This is a genomic window from Oenococcus alcoholitolerans (genome assembly GCF_051852995.1).
GTDB lineage: Bacteria > Bacillota > Bacilli > Lactobacillales > Lactobacillaceae > Oenococcus > Oenococcus alcoholitolerans.
Window position 1 is genome coordinate 359,392 of sequence record NZ_CP176042.1, and the last position, 13,937, is coordinate 373,328.

At 39.7% G+C, this 13,937-nt stretch carries 12 protein-coding genes; 9 read left to right on the plus strand and 3 right to left on the minus strand.

All coding sequences use genetic code 11. The annotated features are described in order from the left end of the window. Nucleotides 1-169 precede the first annotated feature (169 nt). Nucleotides 170-1,906: an MFS transporter gene (locus tag ACKP2L_RS02265; protein ID WP_439425769.1), complete on the plus strand. Its 1,737-nt coding sequence runs from the start codon at nucleotides 170-172 to the stop codon at nucleotides 1,904-1,906. Between the two features lie 238 nt (nucleotides 1,907-2,144). Here the strand turns inward: ACKP2L_RS02265 and ACKP2L_RS02270 are convergent, their stop codons facing one another. The 3 genes from ACKP2L_RS02270 to alsS form a co-directional block, all read right to left on the minus strand. Then, entirely contained in the window at nucleotides 2,145-2,810 is a 666-nt protein-coding gene (locus tag ACKP2L_RS02270) for a hypothetical protein (RefSeq protein ID WP_439425770.1), read from the minus strand. A 78-nt stretch (nucleotides 2,811-2,888) separates the two neighbouring features. Further along, nucleotides 2,889-3,602 (minus strand): acetolactate decarboxylase, encoded by a 714-nt coding sequence (budA, locus tag ACKP2L_RS02275; protein WP_439425771.1) that lies wholly within the window; start codon nucleotides 3,600-3,602, stop codon nucleotides 2,889-2,891. Between the two features lie 9 nt (nucleotides 3,603-3,611). After that, the gene (gene alsS, locus ACKP2L_RS02280) at nucleotides 3,612-5,294 is read right to left on the minus strand and encodes an acetolactate synthase AlsS (RefSeq protein WP_439425772.1); all 1,683 of its coding nucleotides are present in this window, start codon (nucleotides 5,292-5,294) and stop codon (nucleotides 3,612-3,614) included. 114 nt (nucleotides 5,295-5,408) lie between these two features. Between alsS and ACKP2L_RS02285 the strand changes: the two genes are divergently transcribed. The 8 genes from ACKP2L_RS02285 (at nucleotide 5,409) to ACKP2L_RS02320 (ending at nucleotide 13,936) form a co-directional block, all read left to right on the plus strand. Further along, complete coding sequence (locus tag ACKP2L_RS02285; RefSeq protein WP_439425773.1) at nucleotides 5,409-5,828, plus strand: MarR family winged helix-turn-helix transcriptional regulator; 420 nt, start codon at nucleotides 5,409-5,411, stop codon at nucleotides 5,826-5,828. A 126-nt stretch (nucleotides 5,829-5,954) separates the two neighbouring features. Then, nucleotides 5,955-6,494 carry a hypothetical protein gene (locus ACKP2L_RS02290; RefSeq protein WP_439425774.1) on the plus strand — a complete coding sequence of 180 codons (540 nt, stop codon included), beginning with the start codon at nucleotides 5,955-5,957 and terminating at the stop codon, nucleotides 6,492-6,494. 21 nt (nucleotides 6,495-6,515) lie between these two features. Beyond that, nucleotides 6,516-7,904, plus strand: coding sequence for an MATE family efflux transporter (locus tag ACKP2L_RS02295; RefSeq protein ID WP_439425775.1), 1,389 nt, complete (start codon nucleotides 6,516-6,518; stop codon nucleotides 7,902-7,904). Between the two features lie 86 nt (nucleotides 7,905-7,990). Beyond that, nucleotides 7,991-8,473 (plus strand): CtsR family transcriptional regulator, encoded by a 483-nt coding sequence (locus tag ACKP2L_RS02300; protein ID WP_439425776.1) that lies wholly within the window; start codon nucleotides 7,991-7,993, stop codon nucleotides 8,471-8,473. Beyond that, a complete protein-coding gene (locus ACKP2L_RS02305; protein WP_439425777.1) occupies nucleotides 8,466-10,928 on the plus strand; it encodes an ATP-dependent Clp protease ATP-binding subunit in 2,463 nt (820 codons plus the stop codon). Before ACKP2L_RS02300 ends, ACKP2L_RS02305 begins: the two co-directional genes overlap by 8 nt. A 247-nt stretch (nucleotides 10,929-11,175) precedes the next feature. Then, a complete protein-coding gene (locus ACKP2L_RS02310) occupies nucleotides 11,176-11,622 on the plus strand; it encodes an NUDIX hydrolase (protein ID WP_439425778.1) in 447 nt (148 codons plus the stop codon). 116 nt (nucleotides 11,623-11,738) lie between these two features. Next, entirely contained in the window at nucleotides 11,739-13,085 is a 1,347-nt protein-coding gene (locus tag ACKP2L_RS02315) for an ATP-binding cassette domain-containing protein (protein WP_439425779.1), read from the plus strand. Continuing rightward, entirely contained in the window at nucleotides 13,082-13,936 is an 855-nt protein-coding gene (locus tag ACKP2L_RS02320) for an aldo/keto reductase (protein ID WP_439425780.1), read from the plus strand. The genes ACKP2L_RS02315 and ACKP2L_RS02320 overlap by 4 nt, the downstream gene beginning before the upstream one ends. Nucleotide 13,937: the final 1 nt, after the last annotated feature.

A 13,937-nucleotide genomic window follows, 5' to 3' on the forward strand; every position in this document is an offset into this window, starting at 1 on the left:
TGTCACATGTTGCTATTCTTTGTAGCACTTGGTTTAAAGACCTAGTTTTTAAACTGTATTGTCATTATACTGATAAATGGCATAGATGTCACGGGTGTGAATTTACCTGTCACTAATGTGTCAATGTGGCTTAGCGCGCTATAGCCTGAAAGATTTCTCTGGAGGGTTTATGAACAAAATCAAATTCGTTTTGCCGGTTTTATTACTGAGCAACCTGCTTTGCATGATGGATGTTTCGATAGTGACTATCGTACTTCCTGAAATACAGAGTGCTTTTCACGAAAGTTTTAGTAATTTGTCTTGGGTCTTGAACATTTATACGATTATCTTTGCGACTTTGATCATTCCTTTTGGCCGTCTGGCACAAAAGTTCGGCCGCAATAAATTTGTTTTTGTCGGCCTGTTGGTTTTTGGTTTAGGATCTTTGTTAAGTGGGCTTTCTAATGATTTGTCCTTTATGCTTTTTGCCCGCACTGTCCAAAGTGCTGGTGCTGCGATGATCATTCCGACTAGTATGGTTATTGCTTTGGAAATTTCTAATCAAAGTAATCGTAATAAGATCGTTGCTGCCCTAGCCGGTGCTCAAGGACTGGCTGTTGCATTGGGACCAACAGTCGGTGGTATTTTGAGTCAATATGGCAGCTGGCGTTGGGTCTTTTTCATCAACATTCCTTTACTGATATTGGATATTATCTTTTTCGTCTTAGTTTTGCCAATGAGAAATGAACAAAAAAGTCCCAGCCCTGTCGATTTTATAGGTGCTTTTATCAGCATGCTGATGTTATTTTCACTTTCCTTTGGTTTGATCCAAGCTAATAAATGGGGCTGGACTTCGCCAGCGATTTTATCATTCTTGGCTTTATCGTTTTTTAGCTTTACCGCTTTTATTTTTTTTGAGCTCAGACAAGCTCACCCAATGATCAATATGAGCCTTTTTCAAAATCGTAACTTTAATGGTGCTGGTCTCAGCCTTGTTCTCTGTAATTTCTTGTTAGCCGGTATGGCTGTTTTGATACCGACTTTTTTAACACGTATCCACGGCCAATCGGAATTGAACGCTGCCTTGCTGATCACACCTTATTCAGTCACGGTCATGTTCGCTGTTATCCTTACTTCTTTGTTTGTCAAAAAAATCAACAATAAGCTGATCATCGCAATGGGATTTGTCTTACTAGCTGCCAGTTATTATATGCTGGCAAATCTTGATCTGAGAGAAAATTATTATCAACTGATCATTGCTGATATTTTGTTAGGCATTGGTTACGGTATGGTAGCAGCAACAGCTAATATTTTGTCAGTCGCTGATTTTCATGGTGATCGTTTAACTGATTCGCAAAGTGTTGCTAATGTTTTGCGTCAAGTGGGGATGGTATTATCTTTTGCTGTTATTACGACCATGGTCGCAGCTAACATCAGCAAGGCCAAAAATGATAGCTTGGATCACGCCGATCAGTATTTACAACAGCTGGATTTGCCGGCTCGAACTAGAAATAAGATCGATTATAAAATTAACAAAAAACTTGATCCGAAAAGCAGCCAAATGGATAGTCGCCAGGAAGTTAAAGTTAAAAAAATCAAGGTCAGTCAAAGGACTCGCACGAAGCTAAAAGAACAGGCTTTCCGGAAGCAAATGCTTCGACTAGCTCAAAAATCGTCACTGCCGACCGTGTCTCTACCACTAAATGTTCAAGCTCGGATCAAAAGGGATATAGATGTAAAAGTCGATCAGAAAATCAATGATTCACAAAGGCATATCAACCGTCAGCTTAATGCTTTCGTCGCTGATTTAAAAAGCAATCTTAAAGATAATCTTAACCACGCTTTTTTAGATGTTTATAAAAATCTGTTATGGCTGCCTTTGCTTTCGATTCTGACAATCTTTATTTATAAATTTAAAAAAGAATAACTCAAAACCCTGAAATCATGACGATTTTGGGGTTTTAATTATGCGATTTTTGCAAAGAATTCATTTCCCAATGACTGTATAACACTTAAATCCTTATTAAGGATGGCCATTCTTTGCCATTTACTCTATTCGTTTTCTAAAGTTGCCGACCTGCTTAGCAGAATATACGCTGCTTTTGATGGATTTGTCGAAATAGTGACGCCTTGGTCAAACAAACCGATCGTGATCAGATTAATTACTAAGCGGTGTGCTTATTGGTTTTCATAGGCTTTTTAAAATTATGTACTAAAGCAGGAAATATCTTTCTGTCAGACCAATCGATCAAAACCCCATTAAAAACTATTGAGTAAATAGTGCCGACATTGTATCCGTATATTTTTTTATCGATCAAAACACATATAATAGTCAGCAATATCGGCGGAATAAAATCGATCAATTGCGACCAGATCGCGCTCCCTTTTAAATACATGAATCTTAACAGGTTGGTCGTATCATCATTGGGATGCATGACTAAATTGGCCCTTTGATAAACAGATATCGAGATACAGAAAAAAGTTACGCCCATGATCGATAAAAATATTCTGATGTACCAAGGCAGTTCTTCTGCTTTAAAATATATCAAAATATTTGTGAATAGATCTATAAAACGGCTGAAAAATAAAATAAAGATCAGTTCGTTGACAGCTCGTATGAATTCGATCCTTTTGATCAATATTTGATTAACGATAATACTGAAAATTCCAAAAATAAAAATTATATTTCCGACTGACAAATCAACGATGTGATTTAAATTGATAGCTGTTGCTGTCCAGACTCCGGCACCAAAACCGGAAACGATCGTCAACGAGTTTCCAAATGCATTTAAAAGCAAACCAAATATCAAAGCACTGAATCTGGCAAGCATACTATTCTTGCGGTTTATGATAGGTATCCTCCTTTATCATTATAAAAAAAGAACCCTTGTGTGAGTTCTTTTTTGTTATTATTGTTCAGATCGTGCCAAGTCGCTATTGATATTATCGGTTGAAAAATCATGTTTCATGAAATCTTCGTTATCTATTGGCAGATGTTGATCAAGACTATCGAATACCTGCAGCGATAATTCGCCTTCAGCTAGTTCAAAATTCAGAACGTGACCGCCGAAATCTTTGTTATCTGATAAAAAGTGGCTATGAAATCCGCCAACAGCGACCCCATTGAAAAGATCCGGGGCATAGTAGCTCAATAAAGTTCCTTTTATATCCTGACCGCTGAAAACACTTTGTTTCTTAGCAGTCTGCAATAATGTTTGATAAGGTTTTTGTGATTTTTCAACAGCTCGCGTTTGGATCTTTTTAAAAGTACCCTTTAGTAAAAATGCGAAGAAAGTGTTGTTCAAACCGCTTTGTTTGAGCACTTGTTTGTATAGATCTTGATCCTTGATGTTTTTTGGGCTGTTTAAAAAGTTGAAATCAGCAAAATGGGCACTGGCGAAGGGGACCGAGAAGTCATCTTTAACGATCTGGACTTTGCCTTTGCTATTTATTTGATATGGAATACCGTTCAAAAATATCAATTCGCCGTCAAGTCCCTGGCCGGTACCAATACCGGTGTCGCCGTGTTTCATGATATCTTTGATCGAAGCAGTACCGTCAAGCAGACCAGGGACTAAAAGAGCCAAGGTCCCATGCTGATAAAGTACTTTAGTGTTTGCCATTTTTCCTCCTTAATTTAATTCACCAGGTAAAATCGCTTCTTTCAATTCTATATTTTCAGAATAATCAACCGGAATGTCCACTAAGACTGGTCCCTTAGCTGCAAAGGCTTTATCCAAAACGCTATCCAAAGAATTATTTTCATCGACACGCAGTCCCTTGGCACCAAAACTTTCGGCGTACTTAACGAAATCAACCGGTCCGAACTGGACACCAGCGTCTTGACCATATTTTGCCTTTTCTTGAAAACGGACCATGTCATAATAGCCGTCATTCCAAATGAGCTGCACGATGTTAAGATTTTTGCGTACAGCTACTTCTAGTTCCTGACCCGAGAAAAGGAAACCGCCATCACCTGAAACAGAGACGATCTTTTCTTCGGGACGAACCAGAGCAGCAGCGATCGCCCACGGCAATGATACGCCTAAGGTTTGCATACCGTTGCTGAAAAGAAGGTGGCGCGGTTGGTAACTGCGGAAATGACGAGCCAGCCAAATATAATGACTGCCGACATCTACCGTTACTGTTGTTTGATCATTGACTCTTTTTTGCAAAGCTTGAACGATCGCCAGCGGATGGACTTTTTTGAGACTGCTTTGTTTTGGCGGCAGGTCTGCTGAATCGAATTGTTTTTTCAGGGCTTGCAGTTGTTGCTTGCCATCATCGCTGACTTTGAAGCTGTTGGTAAATTCATCTTTTATAAAGTCGATACTTTTAGCCAGGTCGCCGGTGAAGATCAGATCTGGCTGATAATCGGTCGTTAATTCAGGGGAGATCGTATCTAGACTGACTATTTTTCCTTTACGGTCTTTGTTCCAATTACGAGCTTCATATTCGATTGGATCGTATCCGATAGCGATGACTAAATCACTTTGTTTCAAAAGGGTATCACCGATCTGGTTCCTAAACAAACCGACTCTGCCGAAATAAAGCGATTCTAGATCATGTGAAATTATACCTGCTGCTTGGAATGTTTCGACGACAGGGAGAGGAACTTTTTTTAACAATTTTCTTATATATGTAGTTACATCAGGATCAGATGCCCGCATACCAGTTAAAATAACCGGCAATTTGGCGTTTTTTATCATTTCTATGATTTTATCGGCAGTTTCTTTTGAAAGAATTCCGGCTGAAGTTTCTTTTTCGACGTTTTTGACGTTTGGACGAGAAACTTTTTCGGACAGTATATTTTGCGGCACTGAAATAAAAGCTGCACCTTTTTTGCCGCTTTGTGCTGCTTGGTAAGCATTGGCTAGTATTTCGGAGATGTTATCCGGATTAGCGGCTTGTGCACTGTATTTTGTGATTGAGGACATCAGACCAACACTATTAATGCTTTGATGAGTCAAACGGTAAAGATCGTCTTGCGGTACTTGTCCTGCGATAGCTATTACCGGATCGCCCTCGGCCGTAGCTGTTACCAGACCAGTAGCCAAATTTGAGGCACCAGGTCCGGATGTAACTGCTACAACACCTGGATGACCGGTGATCCTGCCGATACCGGCAGCGATAAACGCAGCGTTTTGTTCATGTCTGGATACTATCAGTTCTGGTTTATTTTTTAAATCAGAATGTTCCAAATCTTCAAAAAGCCGGTCTACTTTAGCTCCTGGTATTCCGAAGACATATTTGATATTGTGGTCGATCAGTGATTGTATCAATGATTCTGAACCAGTTTTTTCATTATCGCTCATGTTAGCCTCCTTATGTTGACAACTCAACTTACCTAGAATATAGTCTGTTAATGTTGATTTGTCAACATAATTTATGATTATTTGCTAGAATAGGTTTCTAGGAGGGTCGACCAAATGGTAAATCTCGGTTTTTTCGCCCAGGATATTTCGATCCTGCATCGTCAGTACTATAAAGATACAAGCGCCTCTTTTGCCAAGATAGGCATCAATCCGACAGCAGCATGTATTTTGCTCGATGTTTATCAGCAGCCGAAAGTCAATCAGCAAGAAATATCGGCAAAGCTGGTTATCGATAAGGCTTTGATCGCGCGCGAATTGAATAAATTACAAAAATTAGGTCTGATCGAAAAAGTTCCCGGTAAGGGCAGATCATTAGAGATCGAACTGACTTCAGCTGGTAAAAAGATGGTCAATATTGTACAAAAAATACGGTCCGACTGGGTCGAAAAACTTTTTGCCGATTCCGGTATAGACCACAATTCGCCAATTTTAAGGGCGGTCTCAGACTTGGTGGAATTCCTTATAAATAAATAGTTTTTTTGGTTAAAATTCTCATCTGAACTTATATAATTAACAGGAGGATGATATTGAACGCCAATTTATCTAATAAGATGGTTGGTGTTTTTTATACACCTTTTGCAGTAAGATATTGGTATTTTTTTGAAAAAAGATAATTTACAACAAAATAGCGATCGGGCTGCAGCGAACAAGTCATTTCTCGCTAATCAGCAAGCAAAAGTCGTACTTAGTTCCCAACGACCTTTTTTGATCGGATATTATTATAAGAATGATCCTCAATTTAGATCTGCCAAAGAAGATTTATCTGATCGATCCCTTTCTTTGTATTCTGAGAGTTCTTTTTTAAAGCATGAAAATTCGATAACTTTGTTTTTAAAAAGAGAAGGAAAACTGATCATGCAGCTCGATGCAACACTATATCAAGACGGTTCTTTATTGCTCGATCTTTCTGGGGAAAAGCGGCCGATCGAACTATTTTTTGAGGATCTGTCCGGTTCTTTCTTATTCATCGATGAAAGCTGGCGCAATTTTTTTGAAAAGATCCATCGGCGCTTTTTAAAAAAGGATCTGAATGATAAAGAAACTTTCGCTTTACAGGACGAGAATAAACGATTTGATATGACTTTTGAAGCAGACCGGTCGGGGGATGCTTTTCAAATCATTTTTCAGGTCATTGAATAATTAAATAAGGCTAGGAAATTAATGACACGTACATTGACAAAGGGAAATCCATTAAAATTGATCATTCTCTTCACGCTTCCATTACTATTTGGAAACCTTTTTCAGCAGCTTTATACTTTCACGGATACTTTGATCGTTGGTCGAGCACTCGGAGTCAATGCCTTGGCTGCTGTGTCTTTGTCTGCTAGTATCAATTTTTTGCTTGTTGGTTTTGCACAAGGATTTACAGCCGGAACGGCGATCGTAACAGCACGGCGCTTTGGTGCCGGGGATTATGTCGGAGTTCGCCGTTCAATGGCAACGACGATCAGTTTAACGATCGTTTTGACGGCGATCGTCACTTCTATATCTGTTTTTTTTAATCGAGAGATCCTGGCTTTGATGCAAACACCGCCAGCCGTCATGGATCAGGCTAGTATATTTTTGTCGATCATGCTGGGTTTTATGTTCACTACTATGAGCTATAACTTGGCAACTAACGCCATGCGGGCCGTGGGTAATTCGCGAGCACCGCTGATATTTTTGATCATCGCTGTTTTTATCAACATACTATTAGAACTATTGTTTATCGTCGTTTTCAACTGGGGAATCGCTGGAGCCGCTTTTGCCACTGTTTTTGCGCAGTTTGTTGCCGGCGGGTTGAGTTTTATCTATATATATCGTGTTCTGCCGGTTTTAAAAGTCGGAAAAAAAGATTTTAAATTCGACTGGGTCGATATGCGGGAACATTTAAAATATGGTCTGCCGATGGCCTTTCAAAGTTCGATCATCGCGATCGGCAGTGTTATTTTACAAACAGCCCTGAATTCTTTAGGGACTGATTCTGTTGCATCCTCTGGAGCAGCTTCGCGGATAGACCAGTTGGCAACTTTGCCAATGATGAGTATCGGGATCACCATGGCGACCTTTACTGCACAAAATCTTGGTGCCAGGTTATATTCAAGGATCATGATCGGTTTGAGACAGTCTTTGATAACCAGCGGCATTTGGGCTGTTTTGATGTCGTTTATTGAGATATCTTTCGGACACTATCTGATCCAGATATTTCTTCGCAGCGGCAGTAGTTCGAATCATGTGATCGAATTATCACAGACTTATTTTTTGATCAATGGTTCTGCTTATATCCTGCTATCGACCTTATTTTTAATGAGATACACTCTGCAGGGTCTTGGCAACGCTTCAGTACCGACACTCGCCGGCGTCTTAGAATTGTCGATGCGGGCATTTGCTGCGATCGTTTTGGTTAAAAACTTTGGCTATGCTGGTGCTGTCTTGGGCAGTCCATTAGCTTGGGGCGGAGCTCTTTTGGCCTTAACGCCGGCTTGGATCGCTTCTAGGCGCAAGTTGAATGTGATCAATGACGGCCAACCGGTCAACGGGAAGCTTGATTTAGATCCTGATAGTAAATAAAAAAACTTGCATTTTAACACAAGTAGCTTTTATAATGAAATCCATTTATAATAAAGTTATAGATTTAGTCAGGAATGGTCAAGATTATGGCAGAAACGAATATTTCAGATTTAATTGAACAATATTTAAAAGAGATTCTTGGCGAAGATGACATCGCTGAGATAAAACGCAGCGAAATTGCCAATCGTTTTGCCGTAGTTCCGAGCCAGATAAATTATGTTATCAACACTCGCTTCACACTGCAAAACGGTTATATCGTTGAATCAAAACGCGGCGGCGGCGGATATATCAGGATCGAACACGTTGATTTGGTCGATGATACCAAAATTTTTGATGAGTTGATCGATTATATCGGCGATTCGATCGGTCAAAGCAACGCTGATCAAATCATCGTTGCCTTGTTAGAGGATAAAGTTATCAATAATCGCGAAGCGGACTTGATGTCATCGGCAATTGACAAGAATTCTTTACGAATTTCTGATAAAGTAACAGAAAACACAGTTAGAGCTCGTGTCCTTATCGGCATGATCAACCGGCTGAGATTTGAGAGTACAGACAGCCATGAATAATCAATACAGTTCAAATGCAAAAAATGTTTTATTACTAGCCCAGGAACAAGCCAAGTTTTTCAAACATGAAATCGTTGGCTCTGAGCATCTTTTGCTAGCATTAGCCTTAGAAAAAAATGGTTTTGCTAGTAAGATCCTTCAAGATTATAACGTTACGGATGAAGATATAAGAAACGAAATCGAACAGTTTACAGGCTATGGTAATCACCAGCAGATCAAAGCTGGTTTCTTAGCCTATTCTCCAAAAGCACAAGAAATACTTAAAAATGCCGCTTTGCAGGCACAAAGTTTGGGATCTCATCAAATCGGCACTGTGCATTTGCTGCTTGCGATTTTATCGGATGAATCGATCTTGAGTTCAAGGATATTAGCCAGCCTGGATGTCAGGCTTCAAGATATCACCGCTGCTATCTATAAGCGGATCGGCGTTGATCCTAATCACCAGCAAAACGTTAGGGCTAAGAAAAGCAAAACGGCCGGCACGCCGACTCTGGATAGTATGTCTCGTGATTTAACAGCGATCGCTTCAGCTGGTCAGATCGACCCGGTCGTTGGCCGAGACAAAGAAGTTCACCGAGTTATTCAGATTCTAAGCAGGCGGACGAAAAACAATCCGGTTTTGATCGGTGAACCCGGTGTTGGAAAAACAGCCATCGCTGAAGGCCTTGCACAAAGGATCGTTAATGGCGAAGTACCGTTTGATTTGGCAAGCAAACGCTTAATGGCTTTGGATATGGGCGCTTTGATCGCCGGCACCAAGTACCGTGGTGAGTTCGAAGATCGTTTGAAAAAAATAATTAACGAGATCCACAACGATGGCCAAGTGATCCTTTTCATTGATGAATTGCATACTTTGATCGGGGCCGGCGGTGCCGAAGGAGCGCTTGATGCTTCTAATTTGTTAAAACCAGCTTTGGCCAGAGGCGAATTACAGACGATCGGTGCGACTACTTTTGACGAATATCAAAAATATATCGAGTCTGATCAAGCTCTGGAACGTCGTTTTGCAAGCGTAGTTATCGATGAGCCTAATCAAAAGGATACTGTCGAGATATTGAAGGGGCTTCGTCCTCGCTATGAAGAACATCATCATGTTAATATTTCTGATGAAGCGGTCGATGCGGCTGTTAAATTAAGTGCCCGCTACATTACTGATCGTTTTCTTCCTGATAAAGCCATCGACTTGATGGATGAAGCTGCGGCGAAAATACGTATCGATTCAGTTCAGCCTGAAGATAAAAAAATCGAACTGGAAAAGAAGTTATCAGATCTTCGAGATGAATTAGATGACGCTGTTTCTGCAGGTGATTTTGATAAAGCAACTAAAATCAGAAAAGATGAAGTTAAGATCAGAAAAGACCTCGCAGCTGTTAATACTGATGTTTTGATAAACGGTTCTGATCATAAATATCAGCTGACAGTCGGTGAGGAAGATATTGCGGATGTCGTTGGACAGCAGACCGGCATACCAGTTAACCAGCTTCGCAAATCTGAGTCCGATCGTCTTTTGAATCTCGAATCGATCCTCCACCAGCGGGTGATCGGGCAAGACGAAGCTATTTCGGCCGTATCTCGTGCGATTAGACGGGCTCGGTCTGGTATCAGCGATCCAAGCCGACCGATAGGAACGTTTATGTTTCTTGGACCGACCGGCGTTGGAAAAACTGAGCTGGCGAAGGCTCTTGCTGAAGCAATGTTTGATTCAGAAGACAATATGATCCGAGTAGATATGTCTGAATATCAAGAATCTTATTCGGCTTCGCGTCTTATCGGTTCTGCTCCAGGTTACGTTGGTTATGATGAGGGCGGACAACTGACTGAAAGGGTCAGGAAGCACCCTTATTCAGTCGTTTTGCTCGATGAAGCTGAAAAAGCTCATCCAGATATCTTTAATTTGATGCTGCAGGTTTTCGATGATGGATATTTGACCGACTCCAAGGGCCGCAAAGTTGATTTCCGCAATACGATCATTATTATGACTTCTAATCTTGGCGCAACGAGACTGCGTGATAACCGTCATGTTGGTTTCGGTGCTGTAGAGCCTGAGGATAATTACAAAGCTATGTCGAGTGAGATAAAGGATGCTCTTAAGGAGAGTTTTCGTCCCGAGTTCATCAATCGTATCGATGAGATCGTTATTTTCCATTCTTTGAAAAAAGACGAGCTTCATCAAATCGTTGAATTGATGAGCAGAAATATCTTGCAGCGAGTCGCAGAGCAAGGTATATCTATCAAGATGAGCAAGCCTGCTATCGATTTGATCGCTAAAACAGGCTATGATCCGGAATATGGTGCCAGGCCTTTGCGCCGAGCTTTCCAGAGCAGTGTAGAAGATAAAATTTCTGACGCATTGCTTTCCGGCAGTTTGGCTTCCGGGGATTCTATCACGGTCGGTGTTAAAAAGGGCAAGATAAACTTATTTATCACCCGCAAATCAGTCAAAGATTCCAAATAATAAGTATTTTGAGCATTAAGATCAAACCGCTTCATTGTTAAAAGATGAGGCGGTTTTTGTATCTTAGCCATGATTTTAGTTTGATCATCAGATCTCCGCCGCCGAAAAAATGTTTTGACAGCTGCTTTTTATCTTGAATTGACTGATGACAAAAGATTTCACAAATATTTTATCGATAATTTTGTCAATGCGAATATTGAAAAAATATTTTTTGAAACTTATTGGTCTTTTTAAATAGAATGTATGTATGAGCGATTATATTAAAGATATCAGAAGCAAAGTCGGCCACATGCCCTTGATCATGGTCGGTGTTGGCGGGGCTTATTTTGAAGATGGAAAAATCCTGCTGCAGCATCGAGTTGATACCGGTGGATGGGGGCTTCCCGGAGGATATATGGAGTACGGCGAGAGATTAGAAGATACTTTGAAGCGTGAATTCAAAGAGGATGCTGGTCTTGAAGTGATATCTTATCGTTTTTTAAAAAATTTTGATCAGGAATTTTTTGAATATCCGAATGGAGACAAAACACAAGTTCTAACACCTTTTTATTTGATCGAAAAAGTAGCTGATAAAGAGGTTGATTTTGATAAAGAGGAGACTAGCGAGACCGCCTTTTTCGATTTTGACGATCTTCCTGAGATCCACTTTGATTCTCATAAAAAGATCCTTGCCTATTTAAAAACTTTGTTATAATTTGTGCAGAGGTAAAAACCGTTGAAGAAATATTTTTTTAATTCATATACAAGAAAATAAATTAAATCAGTTTTTTCAATCAATTTTTGAGACCGCTGGTTTAAAAGGCGGTTTTTATGTACTTAAATTTAAATAAAATAGCAAAGTATTTTGATGATGAATTACTTTTTGAAACTGAAAATCTTTTGGTCGATCGATCGATAAGGATCGCTTTGATCGGCGACAATGGTATTGGCAAAACGACACTTTTCAATATTATTGCAGGTCGTGATTTAAAATATCAAGGTGTTTTGCGAAAAGAACTCCCTGTATCTTTCTTGCGGCAAATCAATGATGCCGGAAAATTATCCGGCGGACAGAAACAAATGGAACTTTTATCGCAAGCTTTTTTAAAGGACCATCATCTGCTCTTGCTGGACGAACCGACTTCTCAGTTAGACGAGAATGGTATTGAAAAAATTTTATCATTAGCTAAGAGGTATACCGGCCCGATCATCGCCATCTCTCACGATCGGTTCTTCTTGAATCATTTTGCTCAAGAGATCTGGTATTTTGATCAAGGCGTTATAAGAAGTTTTGCCGGTGATTTTAAAACATTCAACAAGTTTCAAACATATAAATTACTTTATCAGCAACGAGTATTTGAACGATCACGGAAAAAAAGCAAAAAACTCCAACAAAAAGTTCAAAAAAATCGTCAGCACGCACAAAAAATATCTAAAGGTGCAACTAGAAGTCCATTTTATGCAAAAAAAGCCAGCAAATTATTCAAGCTGGTCAAAAATATTGAAAGGCGCGCCGATCAGTTGGAAAAAGTCAAGCATCCGTATGTAAAAAAGAATTTAAAATTGGTCGATAATAAAAAATTTTCTAAGAGAAAAAGCTTGCTGAAAATAAATGATCTTGATGTTTTTGCGGCAGATAAAAAATTAGTTTCTAGTTTTTCTTTAAATATTTCGGCCGGGGACAAAGTTTTTTTGGTTGGTGATAATGGAGCTGGCAAAACAACTACTTTAAAAACCATTTTAGCGTCTAAGAGCCCGCAAGTTACCTTTTCTCAGGACTTAAAAAAAGCTTTTTTCAAGCAAGATCTTTCGCAGCTGGATCCAAGACAAAATGTTTTAAAAAACGTTGAGTCGACTACTCTCCAAACTGAACAAACGGTTCGCGACTTTTTGGGAGCTTTTGGCCTGCGCAGGGATATAGTTTTTAGACAGATAAAGCAGTTATCTGCCGGTCAAAAAGTCAGAGCAGCTTTAGTTAAGGTATTATTGTCTGATGCTGATCTGTTAGTCCTCGATGAACCGAATAATTTTTTGGATATTACTGCCATTTATGCTCTTGAAGATTTTTTAAAAAGTTACCAGGGCGGTATATTGGCAGTCAGTCACGATCATGAGCTTGTGAAAAACGCCGCGACTAAGATAATAAAAATTCAAGGTCAAAGTATAATAGAATTATGACAACGATTTTAGAGGAAAATTATCAACTTAATAATGGCCTGCCGATCCCGAAAATCGCTTTTGGGACTTGGCGCCTAAAGGACGGTCAAGAGGCCTATCAAGCAGTCGCCAATGCTTTAAAAATTGGTTACCGCCATATAGATACTGCCTTTCATTATTTTAATGAAAAATCAGTTGGCCAAGCGATCAAAGATTCTGCTATCGATCGCAAGGATATTTTTTTGACCACGAAACTTCCTGCAGAAATCAAGAACCACGATGATATTTTAAAAAATTTTCAGGAATCTTTAGATAATTTACAAACAGATTATGTTGATCTCTACTTGATCCATGCACCATGGCCGTGGAATGACATTAATTTGTATCATCGCTATGATGGCGCAAACAAAGAGGCTTGGAAAACTTTAGAGGAAATCTATAAGTCCGGCCGAGCAAAAGCGATCGGTGTATCCAATTTTGATGTTCATGATTTAAAAAATATTTTGCAGATCGCTGAAATCAAACCAGTCGTTAACCAATTAGAATATTACATTGGCTGGACTCAGCCTAAAAATGTTTCTTTTACGCAAGCACAAGATATTTTAGTTGAAGCATATTCTCCATTAGCCACCGGCGGATTGGCCGAGCAAAAAGATATTCAAACGATCGCGACAAAGCATGAGGTTTCCGTGCCGCAAGTAGCTTTGCGTTATATTTTGCAAAAAAATATTTTGCCTTTGCCTCGAGCAACGAAAATAGAACACGCTAGATCCAATAGTGAACTTGATTTTGAACTGACAGATCAAGAAATGGACATTTTGGATAAATTACCGGATACTGGCCAAGCACGTCATAATCCGACTATGGGTTGAT